The sequence below is a fragment of the Paenibacillus aceti genome (assembly GCF_003614185.1).
GTDB classification, from domain to species: Bacteria; Bacillota; Bacilli; order Paenibacillales; family Paenibacillaceae; genus Fontibacillus; species Fontibacillus aceti.
On record NZ_KZ987724.1, the window covers coordinates 2238155 to 2261259 of the forward strand.

Annotated in this window: 35 protein-coding genes; 6 read left to right on the plus strand and 29 right to left on the minus strand. The window is 40.4% G+C overall.

Annotation, left to right across the window (positions count from 1 at the left end; translation table 11 throughout):
* Positions 1 to 11: 11 nt before the first annotated feature.
* From BFJ94_RS10070 to BFJ94_RS10085, 5 genes are all read right to left on the minus strand, one after another.
* Positions 12 to 587 carry an HNH endonuclease gene (locus BFJ94_RS10070; RefSeq protein WP_120462556.1) on the minus strand — a complete coding sequence of 192 codons (576 nt, stop codon included), beginning with the start codon at positions 585 to 587 and terminating at the stop codon, positions 12 to 14.
* An 84-nt stretch (positions 588 to 671) separates the two neighbouring features.
* Complete coding sequence (locus BFJ94_RS25365) at positions 672 to 848, minus strand: hypothetical protein (RefSeq protein ID WP_162944229.1); 177 nt, start codon at positions 846 to 848, stop codon at positions 672 to 674.
* A 15-nt stretch (positions 849 to 863) separates the two neighbouring features.
* Complete coding sequence (locus tag BFJ94_RS10075; RefSeq protein WP_120462557.1) at positions 864 to 1190, minus strand: hypothetical protein; 327 nt, start codon at positions 1188 to 1190, stop codon at positions 864 to 866.
* Positions 1191 to 1410: 220 nt separating this feature from the next.
* The gene (locus BFJ94_RS10080) at positions 1411 to 1782 is read right to left on the minus strand and encodes a hypothetical protein (RefSeq protein WP_120462558.1); all 372 of its coding nucleotides are present in this window, start codon (positions 1780 to 1782) and stop codon (positions 1411 to 1413) included.
* Positions 1783 to 1903: 121 nt separating this feature from the next.
* Positions 1904 to 2131 carry a hypothetical protein gene (locus BFJ94_RS10085; RefSeq protein ID WP_120462559.1) on the minus strand — a complete coding sequence of 76 codons (228 nt, stop codon included), beginning with the start codon at positions 2129 to 2131 and terminating at the stop codon, positions 1904 to 1906.
* A gap of 143 nt (positions 2132 to 2274) precedes the next feature.
* Here BFJ94_RS10085 and BFJ94_RS10090 point away from each other — a divergent pair, with 143 nt between their 5' ends.
* Positions 2275 to 2496, plus strand: a complete 222-nt coding sequence (locus BFJ94_RS10090; protein WP_120462560.1) for a helix-turn-helix domain-containing protein — start codon at positions 2275 to 2277, stop codon at positions 2494 to 2496.
* A 212-nt stretch (positions 2497 to 2708) separates the two neighbouring features.
* Here the strand turns inward: BFJ94_RS10090 and BFJ94_RS10100 are convergent, their stop codons facing one another.
* The 21 genes from BFJ94_RS10100 to BFJ94_RS10190 all read right to left on the minus strand — a co-directional run bounded on the left by BFJ94_RS10100 (position 2709) and on the right by BFJ94_RS10190 (position 15763).
* Complete coding sequence (locus tag BFJ94_RS10100) at positions 2709 to 4463, minus strand: DEAD/DEAH box helicase (protein WP_120462562.1); 1755 nt, start codon at positions 4461 to 4463, stop codon at positions 2709 to 2711.
* An 11-nt stretch (positions 4464 to 4474) separates the two neighbouring features.
* Positions 4475 to 4837: a hypothetical protein gene (locus BFJ94_RS10105; protein ID WP_120462563.1), complete on the minus strand. Its 363-nt coding sequence runs from the start codon at positions 4835 to 4837 to the stop codon at positions 4475 to 4477.
* 3 nt (positions 4838 to 4840) lie between these two features.
* On the minus strand, positions 4841 to 5146 hold the full coding sequence (locus tag BFJ94_RS10110; protein ID WP_240431904.1) for a hypothetical protein: 306 nt from the start codon (positions 5144 to 5146) through the stop codon (positions 4841 to 4843).
* Complete coding sequence (locus BFJ94_RS10115; protein WP_120462565.1) at positions 5085 to 5615, minus strand: DUF1064 domain-containing protein; 531 nt, start codon at positions 5613 to 5615, stop codon at positions 5085 to 5087. The genes BFJ94_RS10110 and BFJ94_RS10115 overlap by 62 nt, the downstream gene beginning before the upstream one ends.
* 4 nt (positions 5616 to 5619) lie before the next feature.
* A complete protein-coding gene (gene dnaN, locus BFJ94_RS10120; protein WP_120462566.1) occupies positions 5620 to 6720 on the minus strand; it encodes a DNA polymerase III subunit beta in 1101 nt (366 codons plus the stop codon).
* Positions 6701 to 6823, minus strand: coding sequence for a hypothetical protein (locus BFJ94_RS26070; RefSeq protein WP_268238146.1), 123 nt, complete (start codon positions 6821 to 6823; stop codon positions 6701 to 6703). Before BFJ94_RS26070 ends, dnaN begins: the two co-directional genes overlap by 20 nt.
* Positions 6824 to 6827: 4 nt before the next feature.
* A complete protein-coding gene (gene dnaI, locus BFJ94_RS10125) occupies positions 6828 to 7775 on the minus strand; it encodes a primosomal protein DnaI (protein ID WP_120462567.1) in 948 nt (315 codons plus the stop codon).
* 6 nt (positions 7776 to 7781) lie between these two features.
* On the minus strand, positions 7782 to 8870 hold the full coding sequence (locus tag BFJ94_RS10130; protein WP_120462568.1) for a replication protein: 1089 nt from the start codon (positions 8868 to 8870) through the stop codon (positions 7782 to 7784).
* A 5-nt stretch (positions 8871 to 8875) separates the two neighbouring features.
* Positions 8876 to 9208: a LexA family protein gene (locus BFJ94_RS26300; protein ID WP_120462569.1), complete on the minus strand. Its 333-nt coding sequence runs from the start codon at positions 9206 to 9208 to the stop codon at positions 8876 to 8878.
* Between the two features lie 14 nt (positions 9209 to 9222).
* Positions 9223 to 9579 (minus strand): hypothetical protein, encoded by a 357-nt coding sequence (locus tag BFJ94_RS10140; protein ID WP_120465176.1) that lies wholly within the window; start codon positions 9577 to 9579, stop codon positions 9223 to 9225.
* Between the two features lie 62 nt (positions 9580 to 9641).
* Entirely contained in the window at positions 9642 to 10079 is a 438-nt protein-coding gene (ssb, locus tag BFJ94_RS10145; protein WP_120462570.1) for a single-stranded DNA-binding protein, read from the minus strand.
* Positions 10080 to 10093: 14 nt separating this feature from the next.
* Positions 10094 to 11128 carry a hypothetical protein gene (locus tag BFJ94_RS10150; protein WP_120462571.1) on the minus strand — a complete coding sequence of 345 codons (1035 nt, stop codon included), beginning with the start codon at positions 11126 to 11128 and terminating at the stop codon, positions 10094 to 10096.
* On the minus strand, positions 11125 to 11463 hold the full coding sequence (locus tag BFJ94_RS10155) for a hypothetical protein (protein ID WP_120462572.1): 339 nt from the start codon (positions 11461 to 11463) through the stop codon (positions 11125 to 11127). Before BFJ94_RS10155 ends, BFJ94_RS10150 begins: the two co-directional genes overlap by 4 nt.
* Positions 11456 to 13000 carry an AAA family ATPase gene (locus BFJ94_RS10160; RefSeq protein WP_120462573.1) on the minus strand — a complete coding sequence of 515 codons (1545 nt, stop codon included), beginning with the start codon at positions 12998 to 13000 and terminating at the stop codon, positions 11456 to 11458. The genes BFJ94_RS10155 and BFJ94_RS10160 overlap by 8 nt, the downstream gene beginning before the upstream one ends.
* Before the next feature lie 79 nt (positions 13001 to 13079).
* A complete protein-coding gene (locus tag BFJ94_RS10165; protein WP_120462574.1) occupies positions 13080 to 13280 on the minus strand; it encodes a hypothetical protein in 201 nt (66 codons plus the stop codon).
* A 15-nt stretch (positions 13281 to 13295) separates the two neighbouring features.
* On the minus strand, positions 13296 to 13460 hold the full coding sequence (locus BFJ94_RS25370; RefSeq protein ID WP_162944231.1) for a hypothetical protein: 165 nt from the start codon (positions 13458 to 13460) through the stop codon (positions 13296 to 13298).
* Positions 13457 to 13672, minus strand: coding sequence for a KTSC domain-containing protein (locus tag BFJ94_RS10170; RefSeq protein WP_120462575.1), 216 nt, complete (start codon positions 13670 to 13672; stop codon positions 13457 to 13459). Before BFJ94_RS10170 ends, BFJ94_RS25370 begins: the two co-directional genes overlap by 4 nt.
* A gap of 1 nt (position 13673) precedes the next feature.
* Entirely contained in the window at positions 13674 to 14096 is a 423-nt protein-coding gene (locus tag BFJ94_RS10175; RefSeq protein ID WP_120462576.1) for an ORF6C domain-containing protein, read from the minus strand.
* Positions 14083 to 15207, minus strand: a complete 1125-nt coding sequence (locus BFJ94_RS10180; RefSeq protein ID WP_439116393.1) for a ParB N-terminal domain-containing protein — start codon at positions 15205 to 15207, stop codon at positions 14083 to 14085. The genes BFJ94_RS10175 and BFJ94_RS10180 overlap by 14 nt, the downstream gene beginning before the upstream one ends.
* The gene (locus BFJ94_RS10185; RefSeq protein ID WP_120462578.1) at positions 15191 to 15511 is read right to left on the minus strand and encodes a helix-turn-helix domain-containing protein; all 321 of its coding nucleotides are present in this window, start codon (positions 15509 to 15511) and stop codon (positions 15191 to 15193) included. Before BFJ94_RS10185 ends, BFJ94_RS10180 begins: the two co-directional genes overlap by 17 nt.
* A 66-nt stretch (positions 15512 to 15577) precedes the next feature.
* Positions 15578 to 15763 (minus strand): helix-turn-helix domain-containing protein, encoded by a 186-nt coding sequence (locus BFJ94_RS10190; RefSeq protein WP_120462579.1) that lies wholly within the window; start codon positions 15761 to 15763, stop codon positions 15578 to 15580.
* 217 nt (positions 15764 to 15980) lie between these two features.
* Here BFJ94_RS10190 and BFJ94_RS10195 point away from each other — a divergent pair, with 217 nt between their 5' ends.
* The 5 genes from BFJ94_RS10195 to BFJ94_RS10215 all read left to right on the plus strand — a co-directional run bounded on the left by BFJ94_RS10195 (position 15981) and on the right by BFJ94_RS10215 (position 20020).
* Positions 15981 to 16418 carry a helix-turn-helix domain-containing protein gene (locus tag BFJ94_RS10195; protein WP_120462580.1) on the plus strand — a complete coding sequence of 146 codons (438 nt, stop codon included), beginning with the start codon at positions 15981 to 15983 and terminating at the stop codon, positions 16416 to 16418.
* 18 nt (positions 16419 to 16436) lie between these two features.
* Positions 16437 to 16847 carry an ImmA/IrrE family metallo-endopeptidase gene (locus BFJ94_RS10200; protein WP_120462581.1) on the plus strand — a complete coding sequence of 137 codons (411 nt, stop codon included), beginning with the start codon at positions 16437 to 16439 and terminating at the stop codon, positions 16845 to 16847.
* 75 nt (positions 16848 to 16922) lie between these two features.
* Positions 16923 to 18224 carry a tyrosine-type recombinase/integrase gene (locus BFJ94_RS10205; RefSeq protein WP_120462582.1) on the plus strand — a complete coding sequence of 434 codons (1302 nt, stop codon included), beginning with the start codon at positions 16923 to 16925 and terminating at the stop codon, positions 18222 to 18224.
* 113 nt (positions 18225 to 18337) lie between these two features.
* A complete protein-coding gene (locus BFJ94_RS10210; protein ID WP_240431905.1) occupies positions 18338 to 19510 on the plus strand; it encodes a tyrosine-type recombinase/integrase in 1173 nt (390 codons plus the stop codon).
* A 195-nt stretch (positions 19511 to 19705) separates the two neighbouring features.
* Positions 19706 to 20020, plus strand: coding sequence for a hypothetical protein (locus tag BFJ94_RS10215; protein ID WP_120462584.1), 315 nt, complete (start codon positions 19706 to 19708; stop codon positions 20018 to 20020).
* Between the two features lie 54 nt (positions 20021 to 20074).
* On the opposite strand, the gene BFJ94_RS10220 is transcribed toward BFJ94_RS10215, so the two are convergent.
* The 3 genes from BFJ94_RS10220 to BFJ94_RS10230 form a co-directional block, all read right to left on the minus strand.
* Positions 20075 to 21232, minus strand: coding sequence for an Ig-like domain-containing protein (locus BFJ94_RS10220; RefSeq protein WP_120462585.1), 1158 nt, complete (start codon positions 21230 to 21232; stop codon positions 20075 to 20077).
* A 358-nt stretch (positions 21233 to 21590) separates the two neighbouring features.
* Entirely contained in the window at positions 21591 to 21935 is a 345-nt protein-coding gene (locus tag BFJ94_RS10225; RefSeq protein WP_120462586.1) for a hypothetical protein, read from the minus strand.
* Positions 21936 to 21993: 58 nt separating this feature from the next.
* Positions 21994 to 22608: a hypothetical protein gene (locus BFJ94_RS10230; protein ID WP_120462587.1), complete on the minus strand. Its 615-nt coding sequence runs from the start codon at positions 22606 to 22608 to the stop codon at positions 21994 to 21996.
* Positions 22609 to 23105: the final 497 nt, after the last annotated feature.

Sequence of the window (23105 nt, forward strand, 5' to 3'; positions counted from 1 at the left end):
AAGATCACTCCTTAATCTTCGAATCTCTCTCCATATGCATAAGATGGTTTTATAGAATGAGTTGCTACCAAGTCAGAAATCATTGAAGCAAATACGGCCATTTCCTTATCATCAAAACCTTCAAGAAGACGCAATTCTTTGGCCTTTAGAGATCGACCAGCAGCTGTGGAAATCAATTCTGCTACCGGCTTGATTTGATTCATCCGCTCTCTCTTCTCTTCTTCAGCGGCCTTGATAGCTTCCTGCTTGCGGTTGTACTCTTCCCAATCTTGTTCATCAAACCAGAAATACTCACCATACTTGTCGCGGTAGACCGAAATCCAATGCGGCATAACATGATGTGTTGTTGTTGCTTCAGCAGCCTTACAATGCTGGCATACTCCGCTTGATTCAGTTATCAGTTCCGTGATAACTTCCTTTGGAAACTCACCGCGCTCCCTTGTGCTTGGTCTTGATGTGTGGTGAGAGAGAATGTCCTTCTTCCATTCTGGAACATCCCTCTTGGCTTTTGGTTTTCGTTGCTGAAGACTGTTATATACCTTCTTCTCTTTCGCCTGTTTCTCAGGCTTCCAAAATGTCTGATGCATTCTCACTCACCACCCTTCACGTTTACTTTGTTTATACTTATATTTTGAGCCTATTCCACTACGCGCCCACTACGGATTTTAGCTTTATGCCCCTAAACTTTCGATATAACCAGCTTGTTCCAATACTTTGTAATGATGCTCCCTTTCTGCCGCTGAGAAGCTTAATGGAAGAACGGTATGAGCCGCGTAAAAAGCGATTGCTTCTCGAAGCTCTTTTGGTTGATCATCAAGCTCTAGTAGATTGATAGACTTAGTAGACATTTGTTCCCCCTCCGATCAGTAATGTGATCTTTCATACGCCTGTTTTGCTTCTTCGATCGTTTTGAAATCGAACTCTCGATATACAGAATGAACAATGCTTGCTATCTGTTTGTCTGTGTAACTAATATTTTTTGCTCCAAGAATGACATATCCTAGACAAGCATTGTTACTCCATTCCACGCTAGAAAAAAGCTGAGCATCCTTATATCCGGCCTGATAAGCCTTGTTGAACTTTTGTTCAACTCTATCGAGGATCTTTATCTGCTCCGTATTCATCCCATCAGGGAATAATTCATCTTCCAATTCCATCCTTAATACCACTGCTAAGTTATAATCTTGCATACAGTTTCTCCCTTCACGTCAGGAAAACTTTCCTGACCTTGTTTTTGGATCGGATATCCGCGACCATCGCGCCGAAAGGCGCTAGGTTTCGGCTGGTATCCCTCCAGCCATCATCAGGCGGTTTATTTACGTCTAATCGTCCGGATCAGCACGACAATCGATAAGACCAATGCTGCAAAGGCGATAATAGTCGTTACTGTTTCCACGTTTATACCTCCTCTTATTTAATGAACCAGCATCCTAAAACCTCTACTACTTCGGTATATTCCCTCCCGGCGATCTCCTCCGGATGGGCGCAGTGTTTACCTGCTATAAATGTACGCCCATCATCACGGCGGTAAATTGCGCGATTCAGGTTCTTTTTCCACGGATTCATACCGGGCTGTTTTATGTTCGTTTTGCCGATCCGTTCCATCTCAAGTTCTTGCATTTTTGAATTAACTACATCGTGAAACATGAGATGCCAATTACTATATTTAAATCCTTTATAATCTTTCTCGGCACTTACTTTTTCGACTGAATAACCCAACGCCTTCATGGCGCTCTCTAGCAATATCACATTAGCCCTCGTCGCTCTATACTTTTTAAACATCTTCATACCTCCCATTTATATTTCGAATCATTTATGTTAAGATTGGGAGGAGAGGGGCGCTAACCCTCTCCAATGGAACCTATTTACGTTTGCCGCGCGGGCTGCGTTTTTTGGTTCCTTTTCATTTTGCCACGCCGACTAAACTATTTACTCCTAATCTTCGTCCCCGCACTATCCCATCGTTGCAGCTTTTAAGCATTGCCGTAATGGTTTTTCCTGTTTTGCTTACGATCACATCCACGACCTCAGATTTGTAGCCGAAGTTCCAAACGCATACATCCCCTACTTTTAGTTCTCCGGCTGATATAGCACTTACAGAACCGACTCCTTGCAAATTAATTGTCCCCATCTTTATTACCTCCCGTTAATTACACAATTTCGTTATTTCGTACTTTTATTATAATTCCGTTATATCGTAATGTCAATACTAAAATACGAAATTGCGTAATTATATTTCTTGTGATAATATTTAAGCAACGGAGGTGCGTGAACATGGTATCTATTGTGATTAAAGTCCAAGAAATATTAGATGAAAGAGATATGTCACAAAAGCAGCTAGCCGAAATGACGGGATTGCGTCGGGCTGCTGTAAGCGAAATATGTAATAATTTGCGAACTTCGATCAATCGAGATCATCTAGAAAAGATTGCCGAAGCGTTGAAGCTTAACGATATTAGCCAGTTAATAGAGTTAAGGGTGGAGCAAGAGGAATAGAATCCTCTATGCTCCGTTTTTATTTTTCTTGTCCTGACGACTTTTGAATTCGGGCGGCCTGATCGGTCGAGAATTAGTTTCCCAATATTCGTCTGGCGGCATGGCTCGATACTTTGCTAATTCTACATCCGAGAGGTAGTATTGTTCATATGTCCCGTAAGGTCCAGTAATCATTTTTCGTTCCCCAGGTTTTCTTTTAATCCCCATAACATTCACCCGCGTTTCTTCAATTTCTCGATTACTTTATCAAGGTGCTTGCCGATCTCCACCTGAGCTATAGCTTTGTCTTCTTCTGATTCCGTTTTTTCGCCCATGATCCCAGCAAACTGAGCCGTTTTAAACCCTAGAGCCTCCATCATTTGCTCATCACTACCTTGACCGCATACAAGGTAGTAGCTCAATACTGAATCCTTTTGACCCATACGATGCGTACGATCCTCGCATTGGCTATGAATGCCCGGCGACCAATCCAATTCCCCGAATACGTTGATATTTGCCCTATTTTGCAAGCCATCAATACCAGCAGCAGCCCGAAGCGATATGACAATTAAGTTAGTCCTTCCTTTGATAAACTGCTCTTTGGCGTATTCCTTTTGTGTATGTGTTTCTGCTCCAGTTACTCGAACTGGATTAAATGCCTTTAACTCTTCCACCCAAATTTCATATACAGAATGATGGTATCCGTATAAGACAACAGCTTCTCCAGCTTCAAGCAGCATCCGAACAAATGCTGCCACATAAGGAGCTTTAGCTACGCCAGTAGCTTGCCTTACCTCCTGGGCTATTTCCCGTTTGGCCCTACCTTTTTCAAAGTTATCCGCTATCGTGTCATAACGTTCTATCAATTCGAATACGGATTTCATTTCCCTTATGAATGTCTTCTCATCAGCATCGATCTCCTGGACGATTCGGCGTTTTGGCGGAAGCTCTGTAAGAACTTGCTCTTTTGTGCGCCGGAGCATAAGCCCTTCGCGCCGTAGATGTTCCCCAAGAAGCTCAGGATCGGTCACAGTCGTTTCTCCGTATCCATAGCACCATTCCCGTGTAAAACTGCCCCAATCACCAAGACATTGATTCTCTATGATGTTCATGACGTTCCAGATTTCTCCGCCCTGGTTGTAAACTGGTGTGCCTGACAAACCGATTGAATTACCAACGCTTTCTGACAAGAGAGAAGATGCACTATATTTCTCAGTACCGGCTCTCCGTAATTCTTGAATTTCATCAAAGACCGCAAATTCAAAATTGTAGCTAGGTAATACACTTTTCCAACCTCGAAGCAATCCATAATGGATAATGTAGAAGTTTGCTGGTGGAAGTTCGTATGGTGTCAAGCCTTTGATGATATGAACTGACTTATCTGGATTGGGAAATAAGGCTATTTCTCCTGTCGCAAGCTGCGGAACGATAAACTTAAGGATCTGGCTTTTCCATTGAGTTTGCACACTTGTTGGAGCTACTATGATACCTGGATAACGATTCTGGTGAGCTATCCAAGCCAGTGCTTCTACTGTCTTTCCAAGCCCCATATCGTCAGCCAGAAGAGTTGGAGCGTTGTTATTGAGAAATGCTACCCCTTCCTTTTGAAACTCTGCCAGAACTCCGTTAAAGTACATTCGAGACGGTTCGATTTTTTGGGGCCCGCGCCTGATCTCGTTACGCTTGAGAACATAATTAACTGCCTCATTAAATTGCCGATCCCATTTATCCTGATCGATGATCCTGAGTGGATAACGCATCATGAGCCAGTTCAGATCACCATTTGTACGCTTGTTGCTCTTAAACTTAGCAATTCCCTTGTATCTTCCTTCCGCTCCTGGAAATAGCCGTTTAGCTGCCTGACAAACTACTGGTTCGCCTTCGATTATCCAACTATCAGTTCTATCTTCATATCTCAAAGTTCCGTAGTAATAATCAGCCGCTCCAGGAGACTTAAGATAGGCAGGAATCTCTTCTAATGCTTCCAATTACAATCACCTCATTTACTCGATATTCCCCAAAGCTTTCGAAGTCCGATTGATACAACAGGTTTACCGTTAATGGTTTCAGGCAGGTCCATATACCGTTCGATTACGAGAATCAATCCTTTTACATCATCGAATCCAGCGTAGCGTTCAAGCTGTTTATAAACGCTAACCTCGTTTGGTTTACCCTTTTTGGCTTCAATGCCGATCCCATCACCAGTAAGAAAGTCAATTCGATTTCGTGGGGCCAGAGGGACTTCATGTTGAAATGAAATCCCTGCGGCAGTAAGCTGCTGTGCTATCATGTTGTGAAGCTTATATTCATCAGTAATGACATGACACCTAATTTTCTTGATAGATGAAATTACTTGTTCCATAACCTATCCTTCATGATCATTGAGAACTAAAGTATCATTCTCGATCTGAGCGGTAACTTGGTTGGGATCTTCGGAAAATCCCCAATGACCATGATCTTTCATGATTGCGATTACTTCTGGAGCATATGGTTCATCGGTATTAACAACCAGATAGGTATTCGCCGCATCCTTACCTTCTTCGTAGCGGCCTTGCTCAATCTTCCAGAGGATACGAGACAGTTCGCTTCTGTCACGATCATCAAGATATTTATCTACGTCCTCGTTTTTGATTACCGTGAATTTCATTTCCATTCCAAGAATTTCGGTCATTCTTCATCTTCCCTTCTGCTTGGTTTAATAGCTTGTTTCTGGCCCGTTTCCGAGCCGCTTTCTCTTTTTTGACTTGCTCCAACGGCACAAATTCGCCGCGCTTTTTTATTAGTATTTCGATGTGGAAAGTCGGATACAAGGCCTGAAAGAGCTTGAGTTTTACCATAAAGGTAGATGTTTCTACTCCTTTGATATCTATTACTCGTTTTGATCCGTCAAGATCGGTGATAAGGAAATCTGCGATATATGTGATTTTTGGCTGCTCCTGAAGAACGAACTTCGGCTGGCATGAGAAGTCTTTTATCTCTCCGTATTTCTTCTTCAGAAGCAGTTCTTGATAATACTCGCCTTCCATCTTGCTATCAAAGAGTATGCCTTGTACGTCAAGTTCATATTTTTCTACTAACCACGCTTCGAATAATGTTCCATCAGGGGTGACAATGACCTTAGTAGCGTTGTATTTACTCACGATGCTATTTACCCTCCGATATGCGATAAGGTAGGATCAGGTGGGTATCAGTTTCGTTTCCAACGCCCTTGAATACAATTGGACTCATCCTACCTGTATAGTTAATGGCTACTTCTTCCGTTTCTATGGTCTTAAGAGCGCTTAAAGCGAAGTTAGCGTTGAATGCAACCATAAATTCCTTTCCGCTTAATTCTTGTACCCCAACAAATTCGTTGGCTTTCCCTTCATCCGATTCAGATCTCAATTCGATTTCATCGCCCACGGACATTTTTACCAAGCCTTTTTTCTCTCTGGCGAAAATATTTACTCCCTGAAGCGCTTCGATAAAATCCTGAGTTTTTACTGTGGCTACAGATTCGAAGTTTGTCGGAGTGATCCTGTCAACGTCTGGATAAGCACCTTCTAGCACCCTTGACAAAAAGACAAACGATTCAGATTTAACGATAAATTTACCTCTAAACAAAGAGATGCTTATGACTTCTTTATCCGGTAATATTTTAATGAGTTCATTTAATGCAGCAGCTCCAACTACGGTTTCAAAATCGAATCCTTCTTCGGATTTTCCTGAAGTCTTTGACAGCCTGTGCCTGTCCGTTCCTGTGACTTCGATTTCGTTATCAATCGACCGGAGTCTTAAACCAGTGAGAATAGGAGCGTCCTCTTCCGTGTACGTAGCAAATGAAGTCTTGCTGACCAGTTCTTTTAAGGTTTGACCAGTAATTCGAACCGTCTTTCCCAATTCCTCTTCAAATTCTGGATATTCTGCCGGGTCCATGCCAACCATTTCAAACTTCGATCTGCCGCTCTTAATCTCAGTTGTCTGTCCCTCTGCGGATAGATCAACTACATCCTTAGCCTTTTTAACAACTTCCAGAAATCTCTTTCCTGGGATAGCCACTGATCCGGGGCTAATCAATTGGAAATCATCCGCTGGAATCTTAGTTCGAAGGAATACAGTGCCATCACCGCCAGTCAGGGATAGACCTTCTTCGTTTGCAATGACTAATATTTCGGAGAGTATTGGAATAATTGTTTTGCTGCTCAATACCTTAGATACTCGATCCAAAGCTTTAAATAGAGTAGATTTATCGATCGATATTTTCATTTTCAATTACCTTCCCTTCTGGATCTAATCCAAAGGACTCTAATCCCTTTCTGATAAAAAGGTCAAAATCTTGATCAAAAAGTTCGTAATCATCATGTTTCAAAGGGTTAATCCCTCCTTCTGTTTCGTCCGCCAACTGGAAGCACCTTAACAAATGGCTCAATTCGTTCGATGATACGTTCAGCCTTCTTCTCGTGTTGCTTTCGATCCGCATCCTTTGCATCCTTAACATTTGCAAGGTGATATCTAAGCTCATTGATAGTTAAGTTTGAGGTATAAATAGTTGGAAGTTCTTCCATCCGTCGTTGCAATATCGCCCCTAACACCTCGTCTCTTGTCCATGACGTTAGTGGTTCAGCCCCGATATCATCCAGAATGAGAACGGAAGCTTCTTTCAATGCTTCTAACTTAGATAGAACTCCGTTTGATCCAATAGAATCCTTAACTTCGGCGAGAAAATCAGGCACATAAACCATCAGAACATCTGTTCCACGCTTCGCAAGTTCCTGAGCGATTGCCCCAGCTACTCTGCTCTTTCCAACTCCCATATTTCCGTAAAAGTAAAGCCCCTTGACGGTCTCCCCAGGAGCAAATTCCGCGCAGAAGCGCATTGCTTCTACAATAGCTGCTCTTCTTGGTGGATCTGGTTCGATATCCTCAAACGTGGCATTGACAATACTTTTGGGAATGTGATGGCTCTTGATTAATCTTTCAATCTTTTGCTGCTTCTCATAGCCAATTAAAACGGGGCATTTCGCCAGTCTGAAATTCAGACATGATTTATCAGGATCAACATCAACAACGCTCATATGCCCCTTCTGATCGTTCTGACATCCACTTAAACCGGGGCATGACTTACAATGATCAAAGTATGTGAGGTGCTGTGATAAATCCCTATACATGATCGGCTTAAGCAGGTCGTTAGATTGGTCAGGATAATCCCTCAAAATCCTTCTAACCTCATCATGGTTAGTCATCTGCTTAATTATCTTTGCTTGTCGATCCGCAAAGTTTGAAGGGACTAGCTTTTTAAGCTCTTCTCCCAATGTCTGCACAGATCATCACCCCTTGCGATTAGCCTTTAGCTGCTCTAGCATCCGCTGCACATCATCTTCACTGTATTCGCTAGATTCGATTCGCTCAGAAGCGGCAGAAATCAAATCGCTTTCCGGTTTGTCATCTTCGGATGGATTGACTGCATGAAGTGAGTAAATCACTGGAGCGCAATAACTTAGGGAATGAACTTCATCACGCTTATGCTTTGGTTTGAACTTGTCAAAAGCTTGGTCAATGCCATCTAAAGTTGTTTGAAGCGGAACTCCGTCTTTAATCAACTCATCAATCACTTGTTCATCGGATTTCGTAATTTCTAATCCCTTACCACGTCTCCGAAGATATTTATCAGCTGTAGCCTGGCGATAATCGATATCCGAAGATGATATTTTGTCCTGAATAGAGTCGGTACCTGTTTCAGAAGTGACAGGATTCCATTCCTGTCGGGTAAACGGCATCCCCTCATCCTTCGTTTTCGATTCGCCGTCAGGCGTATTAAAACAACAACAATTGTCTTTAATATTGTCTTTAAACATGTCTTTAGACACCCTCTCCGCCTTAGAGCCGCAAGGGATTGAGTCACCTTCGACTTCATGTTTTGTGAAGTTTTCACCCTCTGAAACTTCATGTTTTGTGAAGTCGTACTTCATGTTTTGTGAAGTTTTATCATTCTCCCCTTGGTCTAATGGCTTGCTTTGATCATCCGAAAACTTCATGTTTTGTGAAGTTTTTCTTTTGAGATTTTGATGGATTAGATTATCAAATCTGTCCGAATCCCACCCCATAACCGGGCTAATTTGCCAAAGGTCATAATCCTTATTAATGGAGAATAGTTTTTCGCTATGTTGCCAAGTGATTACCTTGGCATTTTCAAGGAACAAGAGTTCTTTCTTGATGTGTGTTGCTGGTATGCCGCAGATTTCAAAATCCTTTAGCTTTGGGATATAAGCATCCTTTAGATTGCAGCCATACGATAATCTCCAGATAAATAGAAGAATATCTTTCTGCCTCTTGGTGAAATTACGCCTGATTAACTCATTCCAAAGCTCATTTGCCAGTTTCACATACCCGTTCTCAGGTTGAGGATTCTTTGCCACTCACCTCACCCCATCGATTCAAGCACATACCGATTACCACCGATCTCTATCGTTTTAAATGTGCCATCATCAAGAACTTCTTTTACATGTATGGATACTCTCCGCCTTATCTTAACCTCCATATAGGCCGGTTCGTCGGGAGGTACAATTTCGATAGCCCTACCCGAACCGTGAATACGGCGAATCAATCCCTTTTGCTCTAGTCGCTCTATGTGACCAGCAACCGTTGATGATGACTTAAGACCAACGCCAATACCTATTTCTCGGAATGTAGGCGAATAGCCATTTTCTTGTTGATATTGAGCGATAAAATCCAGTATTCTTTGTTGCGTTTTCATATAATCATCACCCGCTATCTTCGATCATTCGCTAGGTTGTCATACTCATTCAATAAAACCCTGAGACTATATTTAAGAGCGTTTATTACCTGCTCATTACTCGTTACAGCATTGGTCCAGCGTACCTTCTCTGCTTCTAGATCAGCTTCTTCAATCCTCAAATCTACTACAGCCAATTCAGCACGCTGGGCCTTATCCTTACTTGCCGATACATAAGCTTCTGCGTATACACGTTTTCTCTCTGCGTACTTATGCTTGTAATCTCTCACGGCATCAGCAGCTTTGCGCCCAATAATTATTTGTACCTCTGATAATATTTCAATCTTACGTGCAAGCGTTTCAGGGTACTCGTGGCTGCACTGATCCGCCATGTTATATAGCTGTCCAAGTGTATATTGCTTGTTAAGCAGCGCAGACACATCCCTTCAATGCGTTAGAATGGCAAGTCATCGTCTGAAATATCAATAGGTTTTCCGTCATCTGAGAATGGATCTGAATCATTACTGTGTGATGAATGTCTGGTACTATTTCCTCCGCTCGATCCATTGTCGCGGTTCGATTCTAGGAACCGGACGTTATCGGCTACAATCTCAGTAACATATATACGCCTGCCCTCGTTGTTCTCGTAATTTCTTACCTGGATGCGTCCTTCTACAGCAACCAGACGACCTTTACGCAAGTAATTCGCACACGTCTCAGCAAGCTGTCTCCAGGTTACAACTGGAATAAAGTCTGCTTCGCGTTCGCCACTTTGCGAGGTGAATGGTCTGTCAACAGCTACAGTAAATTGGGTAACAGCAACGCCAGAAGGCGTATATCGAAGATCTGGATCGCGAGTTAAACGACCGATCAGAATGACACGATTCAACATTTAAGTCACCTTCCTCATTTGATCCCCATGAGCTGGGCCAACGTTTTACATAACGGCCACTTATTCTTGGATGTAATGGATGCCGGCATTTGAAAGCTATATTCAGCAGCAAGTTGGAGAATCAAAGAGTTATCCGCCGCCATTAGCTCTTCAAGAGTTTTTGGACGATCAATTGCTATTTCATGTTGATTATTATGGTCCTCTGATTCAACTTCATTGTCGTCATCAGACCCTAATTGATCCTCTAACTTAAACAGCCATCCTTTAATTTCATATGCTTCTGCTTTTGTCAGATTTGCTGGATCATTGGTGATAGCACCCTCAGACCTAGTCTTATACCACTCTCGGAGCTTAATGTCCGAATTAAACCCCTTGACTCTAGCAAGATCCATTAGTTGTAGGTATCCTTTAGAGTCTATGACCTTATCGATCTTGCGGGGTCGCAAATCATCTGTAGGATCAGCACCAGTTACTAGATCGTCATCCAACGTTCCTAGGTATGCATCAGCTCCGACACCAAGGAATGAGGTTGCCCGTTTGATACCTTTAGTAAGCATCCCTTTACGCGCAGCTCCTTTTTCCCTGAAATGCTCATGATCAGTAGGTATTGGCGGTAAACTGTGAACTGTGATCCATTCCCATTGGTTCGTTTCCTCATTTAAAACTCGGTATCCAATAAGAAGCTCAATCTCAGCTGAATACTGGTGCTTTGTATATCCTCCGCCTGTTGTCAGGCTACCATCATATGTTTCGTTTTGGATTGCCCACGTCCAATTTGTCGGCCCGAAAACCCAATTCATACGGTCTACATGAGCTTGATAGGAGTAACCCGTTGTATCATACCCTTTTTTTGTCTCGCTCCCTTTGGACTCTTGAATAGCATCCTCATCCAGCGGTAAACGGAGAAGAGGAAGAAGCTTATTAACATCATCTGGCGTGAATGGAGATTTAATTGGAATCTCTACTCCAAACTCTTCAGCAATCTGTTTAAGATCTCCGAAGGTTTTAGGCGCTTTTGGAAGTTGCCTTTTCGTTTCGGTTGTGGTCATTTTCTCGCCTTCCTTTCAAAGCTCACATCATCCAGCCACAAACTAGCAAGATACGCACACCCGGCCATCTTATGCTCATGTTTAGGTTCTCTCGATGCCAATATTGCTCCGATGTGATAGAGAGCTTTCTGAGGGTTTATGCCGTCCTTTCGTTCGATCTCAAGATGGTCAACCCCGTCATAAAACCAGCTTGATATAAATTCATTCCATTTAGTGCGACGATTCATATCCTTAAACTCATCAGGGATATCCTCATATTTCGGCAACAGCTTGTTGACATCACCGCCGTAAACAAATTCAGTAGCTGTAACTTCTTGTGGTATCAACTCAGGCATTGACAACACCTTCCTTCACCTCAAGCTCAGTAAATGGGATCATGCGGGCTATGAATGTCTGTGTATGTTGTTCGGGTATTTCCTCTATTGACTCAGCCCAATCTATAAATACCGGGAAATCAGCTTTAGAAAATGTTCGGAACAATTTTGAAAATTCAAGGAAGCAAAGCATTTCTTCTGATGTGGACAATACCCTAATCGGTTTACCATCGAATTCAGCCTTAAATGCAGGTTTGATCTCTCCAGTGCTTCTTACGACTTCGAATAACCTAATCGAAGCGCGGTTAAGATGTTTTTGAACATCCTCCATCTGCATTTCGCAACGCTTGATATTAAATGCCTTAGCCGCCTTTATACGAGCCTCAGCTTTTTCTATAGCTTGAGCTATTCTGGTCTTGTCATCACGGACAGAATTCTGCCGCCCCTTCGCCTTCTTACGGTTTTCGTGAAGAACTTTAACCTCTAAGTTGTGCTTCTGAGTAACTTCAAGATTAGATTCTAGTTGCTTCAACTCCGCGCGAAGTTCGGCAAGCGAAGCGTCGTTGGCAGATTTAAATTCGTCTGCCGCTTTCTGATCCGCCGTCTGGATAGATTCAATTTCAGAAGCAATCTTCTTACCCTCGGCTTGAATATCAACCATTTTCTTAGTGATCTCTTCGTTTTTCTTGGCCTGCTCTGCATTTAAGTTGATCTCGTGACCGCAATTTTCGCAGGTTATGAAATGATCTTCTTCAAATACCAAGCCGGATTGAAGGGCTTTATACTCTCCTAGCAAGGACTGACGCTTATTCTGAAGATCTGAAATATTCGTAGGAACAGGCTTTAGTCCTTCAATTGCCTTAATGGCTTCTTTTAAACCGTTAATCTCTGTCATATCCACTGGAATCTCATCAGGTATTTCAGCTGATAGCGCTTCCCTTATCTCTTCCTCTTTACCTTCAAGCCTGATTAATTCTTCCTTCAATTGCTTTAGTTCCTCTGATTCCTTAGAGATAAAAACCCTTGGATCGATCAAAGGAACGCCTTTCAACACTTCAATTGAATCTGAATTCTCTTCCTCCAATTCAGCGTATACATCTTTATCCCGTGGCAAAGGAATTAATGAAACAAACTCAGTCTCCATTTCTTTATCAGACATTGTTAGAAGAAATTGGGGCAAGAACGAGATCAAGAATCTTCGCTTGTTGCCAATAATTTGATCGATTTGATCTTGAGAGCCTTGCAATCGGTTAATGTATATCCTGGTATCCATCTTTGATTTCATCCTCGTTACATGGCGTTCAATCTCGTATATTTTCCCGTCGGATTCAAGTTCGATGGAAATCACCATTTCATTTCCCTTGTCGTTCATAAGTCGGTCAGCGCAACGTTCCTTACCGTACTTATCAACCCCAGCTAATCCAAATGATATAGCCTCCATGATGGATGACTTTCCGCGTCTATTTCCGCCTTCTATCTCATTGATCATTCCAAATTCGAAATGACGATACTCTTGATAACCGCGGAAGCCCTTGACTCCCAAACTCCTGATGATCATTCACATTTCCTCCAAATCATGTTATTATGGAGGCGAAAACATGTTTTAGCGGACGATGTTTTCGCCAAAGTGTTATTTTTCATTGATGATCACGTTCTCCAGCGTGGTCATTTTTCGTTTCAATAACAGCAAGTGCGGTCTCAAGGTCATCTATAACCACTTGAAAATCTTGCTTAAAGAACCATCCTGCCGACTCCATCGCAGTTCCTATAGAAACACCCGTTGTCTCATTTTGAAGCTTCCTGAGCTTATCTAGGGCTTTCTGTACGTGGTATTTCATCTTTACATCTCACCCCTATGCAGAATGATTAATTAGTTCAAACTCATGCTGAAGATCGTCTATTTCCTTATCAAGCCAATCCTCGCCAGCGTCCAGAACTACTCCGCTATTTCTAAAGCGAATAAGGTTTTGGAGATGCCGCCATGCCTTCCAACCTTCCAACAGCCTGTTCTCACTCATGCTGTACCTCCCGCTGGATATTGTTTTTTGATATTACGAGCATAGAAGCTTCCTACTGAGTCAGCGTTAATCAAGTCGTTGTAGACTTCTTTCGGTACTTGGTGATGCTCATAAACCTTCTGACTGCTCTTAAACTGGATATAAAACACTTGCTTAGACTCATCGTAACCAACAGCAGCAACATTTGAAGATGCAACAGGTATAAGTTCCATATTAGATATAATCCTCCGGTCTAAAATTTTTAACGAAATCAATAGAATCATCAAAGTCTATTCTGCGAACATGGCTATATTTAGCCACTTCAAAGCGTTCCTTAAGCTTGCTCCAAATCATTCTGCGGTAACGTCCTACCATATCCTTAAAGCTATCGTCAGCCTCTCTGTACCGATGTTTTGTAAGCTCATTAGACTTGATCCGTACAGCTTGCTGTAGTTGATAGCACTCAGCATCTGTCAAAGTAACGCTATCCCTAACCTCCTGAACCATGATCTGAACTTCCTCAACCTTTTCTGTCATTTCAACATGCATTTGCTTCATTCCATCAAATAGCATCCTAATAGCAGCTCCTTGCTGCTCAGTTAGCTGTAACTGTCTTTCTATCACCGGGAAGTAATCGGCTTGCTCAATCATTGCCATGATTATTTACCACCTTTCTGCCGTTTACGGCTGGTCTTAATTGTTCGATGAATGACTCTAACATATCTAAACTCTCTGAGAGGCGCTTCTTTTCGCTGCTGCTGGCTCCAGAGACTGCTCCAAGCATAAGCGTTGTGATCCCTACCTTTTGGAGAAATTGCTTGATATGAATACTGACTTGAATCGTGTTACTGTCAGCTTCAAAGCGTAATTTCTTCATACGAGCTATTTCCTGCTGTTCGTCGAAATCATCAGGCTGCTGCAACTTCAAGGCTTCGATCTCTTCTTTGGCCCGTTGATAACCTGACTTCAGTTGTTCTACCTTAACTCGCTCAGATTCTATATCTTCCTTGAGTTTGTTCTTCCAGTATTCATCACGCTGTTTAAGTTGAGCCTCCGCTTCCTTCTCTTTTTGCTTGATAAACACCGTTGTTTCTTCCTCATGACGTTCAACCGCTGCCGCAATTGCATCATCAAGTTGATCTGCAGGAATGGCGTTCTTGTACTGTCGTTGAAGCTCTTGCTTCTCCTGCTCCGCCCGTTCAGCCCGTTCCTCAGCTTCCCTAAGCCTATTCCTAGTTTCGATAAAGGCTTTATGAGTGCTGATTAAGCCTGCATCAAGCTGCTGAATAATTTCAGGAGTAGCGTTTTCTGCGATGAATTTCGCTTTGTCATATTGCTTCCCAGAGCCGAATCCAGCTTGTTCCGCAACAATATCTCTTACTTGACCGGACTGCTCAGGAAAATTTTCCTTGCCTCCAGACATCCGTTCCTTGGCTTTGATACGTTCCACATCTTCAAGCCGTTTAGCCCATTCGATCCGTTCCGAGAAGGTGAATTCTTTACGGTGTTCGTTCTCACTGATCTCCAATCGGAGTTGATGCTCGTAATCTGTAATCTCCATTATCCGAGCAAGAACTTGTTTTCTGCCAAGGAACTCATGTGCCCGTAACCGCCGTTCTCCAGCGACTAATTGATAATCAGGTGTAACTACAATTGGATTTATAAGTCCGTTTTGTTCTATATCATGAGCCAACTCTTCTATGCCACCGAAATCTTTCCGAATGCGGTCACTGACTTTGATTTTTTCGATATCAATTAGCACTTTCATCCCCCTTTCTATGTCCCTTCTTATAATTCGAAGCCCTTTGTTCAGCTCTATAAGCCTCCAAGTCAGATAGCCGGATTATAATTTTTGGTTTGCGAGAACCAGGAACTCCGTATCTTTCATGCGGAATAATACCTTCTTGGCACAGTTGATACATTAATTTATCAGATATGCGGACATAATCTGCCGCTTCGTGAACAGTAAGACTACGATCTAACTGCTCAGGCAAAAGAGCTAGAATACGACTTTCAACTGCTGCTATCTCCTCAACTACGATTGCTCGAATTGCTTCTTCTAAACCAGTCATGGCGCTTCACTCTCCAACACTAAATGGAATTACATAAGGTTGAATCACTCATCTTATTTCGGGAGTTTATGACAAAAAATAATCAACGGTAACTCCGAAATAATCAGCCAAAACCTTTAACTTATCTGTTTTTGGTTTGTATTTACCCTGTTTCCAATTCGTCAATGTAGCCGTAGAAACGCCAGTGTCTTTAGAAACTTGATATGATGTTTTTCCGGTCTCCTCTAATAGAACAAGGAATTTCTCGTACAATTTACACACTCCTCCTTAATAATATGTTGACTATTAGCTAAGGTTTCTTATATAATCTAAGTGTCACCTAAGTTATATAAGATTTCTCAGCTACTTCTTTTTATTAGCTCAGTTTTCTAAGCTATGTCTGTATATTAGCATAGCTTTCTGAGTTAGTCAATGGATTTTAGCTTAGTTTTCTGACTTCATTTTTAATAAAAATTACGGAGGAAAACTAATGTACGAAATATTCGAAGAACTATTAGAAAAGCACAACGTTACAGCCTATCGTGTTGCAAAAGAAACGGGAATTACCACTGCTACTTTCACCAGTTGGAAGCAAGGTAAGTACACTCCGAAACAGGATAAACTCCAAAAGATTGCTGATTATTTCGGTGTGACTCTTGATTACCTCATGGGGAATAAGGACGGATCCGCCCTAATCTGTGAGGACAAAGCACCGTACTATACGCTTTCTGATAAAGATAATCGCGACATTGCCAAAGAGTTGGAACGCATGATGGAGGAACTAGACAGTGGAACGTCCTTAGCATTCATGGGTGAGCCAATGGATGAAGAGGATAGGGAGTTATTGAGGATATCACTTGAAAACACTCTTCGCATGTCTAAAGAAATGGCAAAGAAAAAATTCACACCAAAAAAATACAGAAAATAACCTTCCGGGGGTTATCAAATGGAGATTTTACTTTCTAAGAGACTGATCAAAACCCACGGAACCAACAACCCATCACGAATTGCATCTGAGACTAATCTAGTGGTTCTGTACGAAGATTTAGGAAAGAACACTTGGGGGTACTATTCTTGTATAAATAGGATTCCTTGTATACACATAAATTGCCGCTTGGATGGATTTTCGGCCACCTTTGCTCTGGCTCATGAATTGGGACACCATTTTCTTCATCCGGGTGTAAACACTCCGTTTTTAAGAAAGAGCACCCTTTTTTCAATAGAGAAGATCGAGCGGGAAGCTAACCGCTTTGCCTTGTATCTATTGATTGGTGAGGCACAACCAGAAATTAACGAAACTAAGTGCAACTTTTTGAAACGGTGTGGTATACCAGAGGAATTCCATGTTTTTTACTAATCTTTGCGCTTTCCAGCTGCAAGGCTGTTTAAATACAATTATAAATAGAACGTATGTTCCTGAGGTGGTGCAAAAATGGCAAAAGGCAGCATTGAGAAACGAGGAGTAAATACCTGGAGGCTAACGGTTGATCTTGGATTTAATCATGACGGTACTAGAAATCGTCCAAGAAAACGGGTCGAGGTGGATGATCCAGAAATTCTGAGGTCGAAGAGAGCTCTAGATGAGTATCTCGATGGTGAATTATTTAAGTTTAAACAGGAAGTTGAGTCAGGCGAGTACATCAAGCCAGAAAAAATGACCTTTGAAGCGTTTGTCTTGGATGAATGGATGGAAAAGTACGCTAACGACCCAAATAACCTCTCCCCCACTACACTCGCTACTTATGAAGGGATAATTGAATCTCGATTAATTCCGCAATTTGGTCATAAGCAAATCGATAAGATTAGCACAATGAGTCTTGTTACTTTTATGAAAAGCTTAGAAAAACCAGGGGCAAGAAGACCACCTGTCACTAAAAAACCACTTACTGAAAAGCAAAAGAAAAAACTTATGGAGCCATTAGAACCTGGTACAATTGTTTATATCTATAGAGTGCTTAAAAACATATTCAAACAAGCTTTTGATTGGAGAGTAATCAAAGTCAACCCAATGGATGGTGTTAAAAAACCATCCGAGAGAAATTCTAAGGAAAAAATAATAGCTCAACGTAAAAATCCACAATATTACGATGAGGATGAAGCGCAACAAGTTGTTGATGCTCTCTATAAAGAATCTCGAAAGTGGAGACTTCTTATTCTTGGCTCAATGATCGGTGGTTTCAGAAGAGGTGAATTATTAGGATTAGAATGGCCGCTAGTTTTTTTCGAGCGTAACTTCATCTCTGTGGAAAATAACATTCCTTATACTAAAAAAGGGAAAGCCATCGAGAAAGGTCCTAAATCATCATCATCTTATCGAGATACTGATATGCCGGAGTGGTATATGGAAGAGTTAGAGATTTATAAAAAGGAGTGGGAAGAAGAAAAAGAATTCTTAGACGACAAATGGGAAGGTGAAGATCGACAATTCGTATTTCATAATGGTAAAGGAAAGCCATACTACTATCAGCATCCATCAAAATGGTGGAAACGATTTTGTAAGCGACATGGAATTAGATACATTAAATTTCATGGCTTGCGTCATAGCTCAGGAACTCTTCTTTTGGAAGATGAGGATGAAACTAATTTTGACTCAATTTTGAAAGTCATTCAAGAGCGGTTAGGACACGCCAGATTATCAACTACTACCGATATCTATGTTCACGTTACCAAAAAAGTAATAAGACGTACAACCGGGAAATTTGATAAATTCGCGCGTGGTAGTAAAAAAAAATAAAAACAATGTGATTATGAATCATTTTACCAACTATCGATACGTTATTTTTAATGGGGACAAAACGGGGACGGAATACAGTGTTTTATATAGAATTCATTCAATATGAGAACAACATGCGAACACCTGAAAGCCTTGATATTACTGGTTATTCAGAAATTGTTCCATTTAAAATACGTTACCTATCCACCTTGACAGGGTGGGGGTCAGTGGTTCGAGCCCACTACAGATCATTATGCCTTATGGCACAAGGGTTTCCAGCGATTCATCCACTTATCAATAATAGGTGGTCGATAACTGACACGTTTATATCACAAAAAACCACTATCTTTAAGGACACAATCTCCTTGAAGGTGGTGGTTTTTTCTATGCTATTCAAATTCGCGTTGACTGAGTTTAAAGCAGACCGAGAATATCGAAATGTGAGTGATCGTACTCTAACTGCGTACATGAATCAGTTGAATGAATTTCATCAGTATTGTGTTAATCATGACGTGGTGAATCTGGAGGATTGTACAGCATCATTCATCAAACAGTATTTACTCCATTGTAAGGAGAAAGGCAACAACCCAACAACGGTAAATACAAAGTTACACATCTTAAAAATCTTCTTCAATTACTTTGAAACTGAAATGGAAGTATTTACTCCCAAGACTAATCCCACTAAACGGATAATCTTTGCCAAAGAAGAAATCAAAATCGAGGTATTTTCAGACGCACATATTAAACAGATGCTTAGATATTACCAATCCCTTAAATATCGGGATAAATCGCTTTACGCTTATCGAGATTACTTTATGATTATCTTTTTACTTGGTTCTGCTTGTCGTATCGGTGAAACTGCAAATCTTAGGTGGAAAGATGTTGATCTCGTTAATCAAATCATTACCGTCAACGGAAAGAAACGAATAGCTAGTAGTATTCCTATGTCGGACAAGTTAAAAGCAGAGTTTTTAGAGTATCGACTGTTTATTGATCAACACTTCCCTACAATGCCCGAAATGGTGTTTACAAATCGAGACGGAAAACCATTAACCGATAATGCAATTAAGTGCATTTTCAAGCATCTAAAGGCAATCATGAACTTTAAAGATGTTCGGCTTAGTGGGCATACGTTTCGCCACACAGCAGCGCATAGAATGTTGATCGCAGGTGCAGATGTTGGCACAATACAGAAGATGCTACGCCATTCTAACGTTAGCATGACGCTAAGATATTTCTCTTTATGGGGAACCGCATTGGCAGAGCAAAACGAAAAGTTTAATGCATTAAATTCATTTGACCTATGACAAATCACCATCCCATAAACGACAAAACATTAGTTTTACTCAAAATACTGTCTCAGCAAACCTCAACGCTACTAAAGGAGTATCAAAGCTCATCATTAGACCGCAAAAGGGCTATAATGTACGAAATTGAACGTTTGCGAATGAAACGAGAATCACTTATTCAAACCAAACTAATTTAAGAGGAGAGATTTAACTATGACAACTTTAAAAATGACGTTTGATGTAAAGAAAATGGATGACATGAACGCTGAGGAAATGAATCAATTACTCTTCAACACTTTAGACGAAGGGAAGCATGGATTACTCCTCTTTGTTTATCATATGGCTGGTAAGACAATGTTTGAGGATTATAATTTTTACATTCGTAATGATAAAGCTGCTAAAGACTTTATTGATAATATTTGGGACGGAAATTTTGAAGACTTTAAAGGGAATATGCAACGCTATGTTGATAAATACATCTATTCAGTCGATGAAGTGGAAGAGGATTATTCACACCTGATTAATTAACTCAAAATAAATTAGTAGAGGGTAGTCCATAATCGGGCTGCCCTCTTTCTACGCTTAATAGAGTCCCTTAATTCGTATCCGTTGCCATGTTGATATGCGTGGATCGTCTACAGATGTTGTGAGTAGTTGCATATAAAACATATCACTTTTAGCCGTAATTGTAATTGCATTGCCTGATATTGCAGATGTATATTTTGTTGTACTAACAGTAGATGTTTTATCGTCTGCGAAAACTTGGAATGTTACTGCATTGCTTGTAGAGACATCACCATCATAAATAGTTCCTGTAAATGTTACTGATGTATTAATAGTGATATAGAAATAGTCATCTGTCTTGTTGTTGGGTTTGCTTGATGTAATTACAATCGTCTTAACCTCTGGGATATCCTCAACACTAATATCGACTGTATCGTATATGAAGCCATTACTGGCATTTGTGACGGTTATAGTGACATTCCCATCTGCTAGTCCACTAACAACCCCTAAACCGTCTACAGTGGCAACAAAAGCGTCTGACGTTGTGAATGTCACTGGTGCATTATTTGTACTCGTCCAATTCAATTGAAACGTGCTCCCAACAAATACACTAATAGGGTTACTGTTCGTTACGTTAATAGGACATGCTTTCCCATTAGCAATATTATGTTCTACATCATCTAATGCGGGATTAATTTGTGTTCTCTCACAAGTCAGAATAGCAATCCCAGGTTGAGTAAAAGTGTCATTCGTAACTATTTTAAATTTGTTCCCCTGAATCATAAATTCATCACCACTTATGACACTCAATTCCATTGTATGAATAGGAAGATATACAACTATCTTGTCTTGGATGAGTGTTAATACGGTTCCGTTTTTAAACGATGGATTACTATTTTCTATATAAGCAAATGCAGACTCAAACACGCACTTGTGACTGAATGTAATCTCATGTGGTAAAGGGCGTATAAGCCCCTTGTAGTGTCCGTAGCGCTTATCATTGACCTCACTGATAACCATATACTTATTGCCGTTATAGTCAATCAGATCCCCCCGTTGAAGAGTCTCAATAGTAGATATCTTTCTATCATCATAATCTGTATTCAGATTCGTGCTAGTATTTGTTATTGTTGCTTTTATTGGAGTGGGGCTGTTATTAACAGTTACGCTGCGACCTACATTATCAAGCATAAATTGAAAATTGGATTCGTTGTCTATATCGAATAGATTGATCATATTGTTATCCTTTCTTATTTTGTAGATTAATTACAAAAGAAAAAGAAGGTCATCCCGTTACCTAGCGGATTACACTAGGACAATAGGACACCTTCTAAATTTAGTGTATACTGTTTAAAATTAATGCTTAGAATTGTTTTCTTGTTTTGTTTCTAACGATGCCCATGATACTAATGATAATAGCCCCAATAAGAGCCATAAAAGGCAGTGTGGACAGGTTACCTAGTGTAAGCATCATTGTAGTAGATGCCAAGATACAAAGAACGTATAGACCATTTTTAACCATATGTACCGCCCCCTTGAGGAATATTATGGATTTATTCAGTTGCATTATATCATATATAATAGTTACTTTATACTAATGATTAAACAACATAAATGTGCTCCCTTGTGTCCCTGAATCGCCATTAGAAGGTAACAGGCGTATCTTTTGATCAAGTTGATCAATTCGATTCTGTAGTGACTCTGCAAAGTCAGAAACAGTCATATCATCGAGTTTACGGCTTGCCATGAGTTGCGGATTATTAGCAATCGCTTCTAGGCAGGAAAGAGCCGTTTGATATATGTAACGTTTACTATTATTAAATGCTGGATTATACTCCTCTGTTGGTGATAGTGATGATTCTTCCAGGAAAATAGATAGTTCATCATCCGTGAACCCTGATTGTTGTATTTCGAGTTTTAAACGGTCGAGATTTGTCATGTTTAATTACTCCTTTTTGAATTCTTGTTAAAGAAAAAACCGCCTTAATTGGCGGTCATTAGTATGAAATATCAACAATTTGAAATTTCTTACTACTACGATTGTTATCGACAGTATAATATACTTTCTTATATATCTTTTCTCCAAGACCATTTGTTACTTCCATGTCATATAATAATTCAATTTGATCATACGTATCTCCATATGTAAATTCAAATGAATCAGTCGATTCTCTTAGGATTTTTATCTCTGAATCACTTTTCTCACGTTCCTTATAGTATTCTAATTCTTGTTTTAAATAATCATTGAAATCTTTATACTTTTCTTTTCCATTGCCATAATTAACATCAATTTCATACATATCGTGATCCTTGGTATACGTTTTTAAGGGTTTTTCTTTATCAATTACTCTAATAAATTTATAGTCCAATACATTAATAAAATCATTGACCCCACTTTCTACATAATCATATGTGCTCTTACCTTGCTGAATTGCCTTTATGTATTTGGCTACTGTAATCTTTGCTTTGGCTTGTGTGGTCATAAAGTTATAATAATAAAGTGATCCACCCACAACTAAAATAACTACAACCAAAAGAGAAATAATCTTGCTTTTATGCCTTATCAGTTTATCGATGGTACTTTCCTTAGTCTCTATAGTTTCGAAATCCACTTCCACATTCCTCCAATTCAATATTTCCCATCATTCTACCATTTTCGATAATATAGGTCTATGAGATTAGTAAAATATCAGGTTAGTGGTCTGAAGTGTTTTTATTAATTTTGGTCATCCAATTTTTATTTTTTAATTTTTCAAAATTAGTTCAGTTATGCAGAAATGGGTATGCTAGAGGCTCACTTTTTCGATTAGGGGTAGTCAACTTTCCCACTCATTTCACCCTAATTCCTCCACAATATCCCACGATTATCTTCAACATACCTCATCATAATATGTAGAATAGTGCAAACTTCACCCCGAAATAACCTATTTACTAGTGAATTGGATAATATTAGTCGATAATCAGACCACTAACTATATGATATAGTGGTCTAGTAGGTCTGATTTTCCTTGATATGACTAGGATTGAAGGGTAATTATATATAATGGAAGTAATATCCATAACTCGTGCATAACTGATATTATACACGGGTTTTTTATGCAGAAACAAA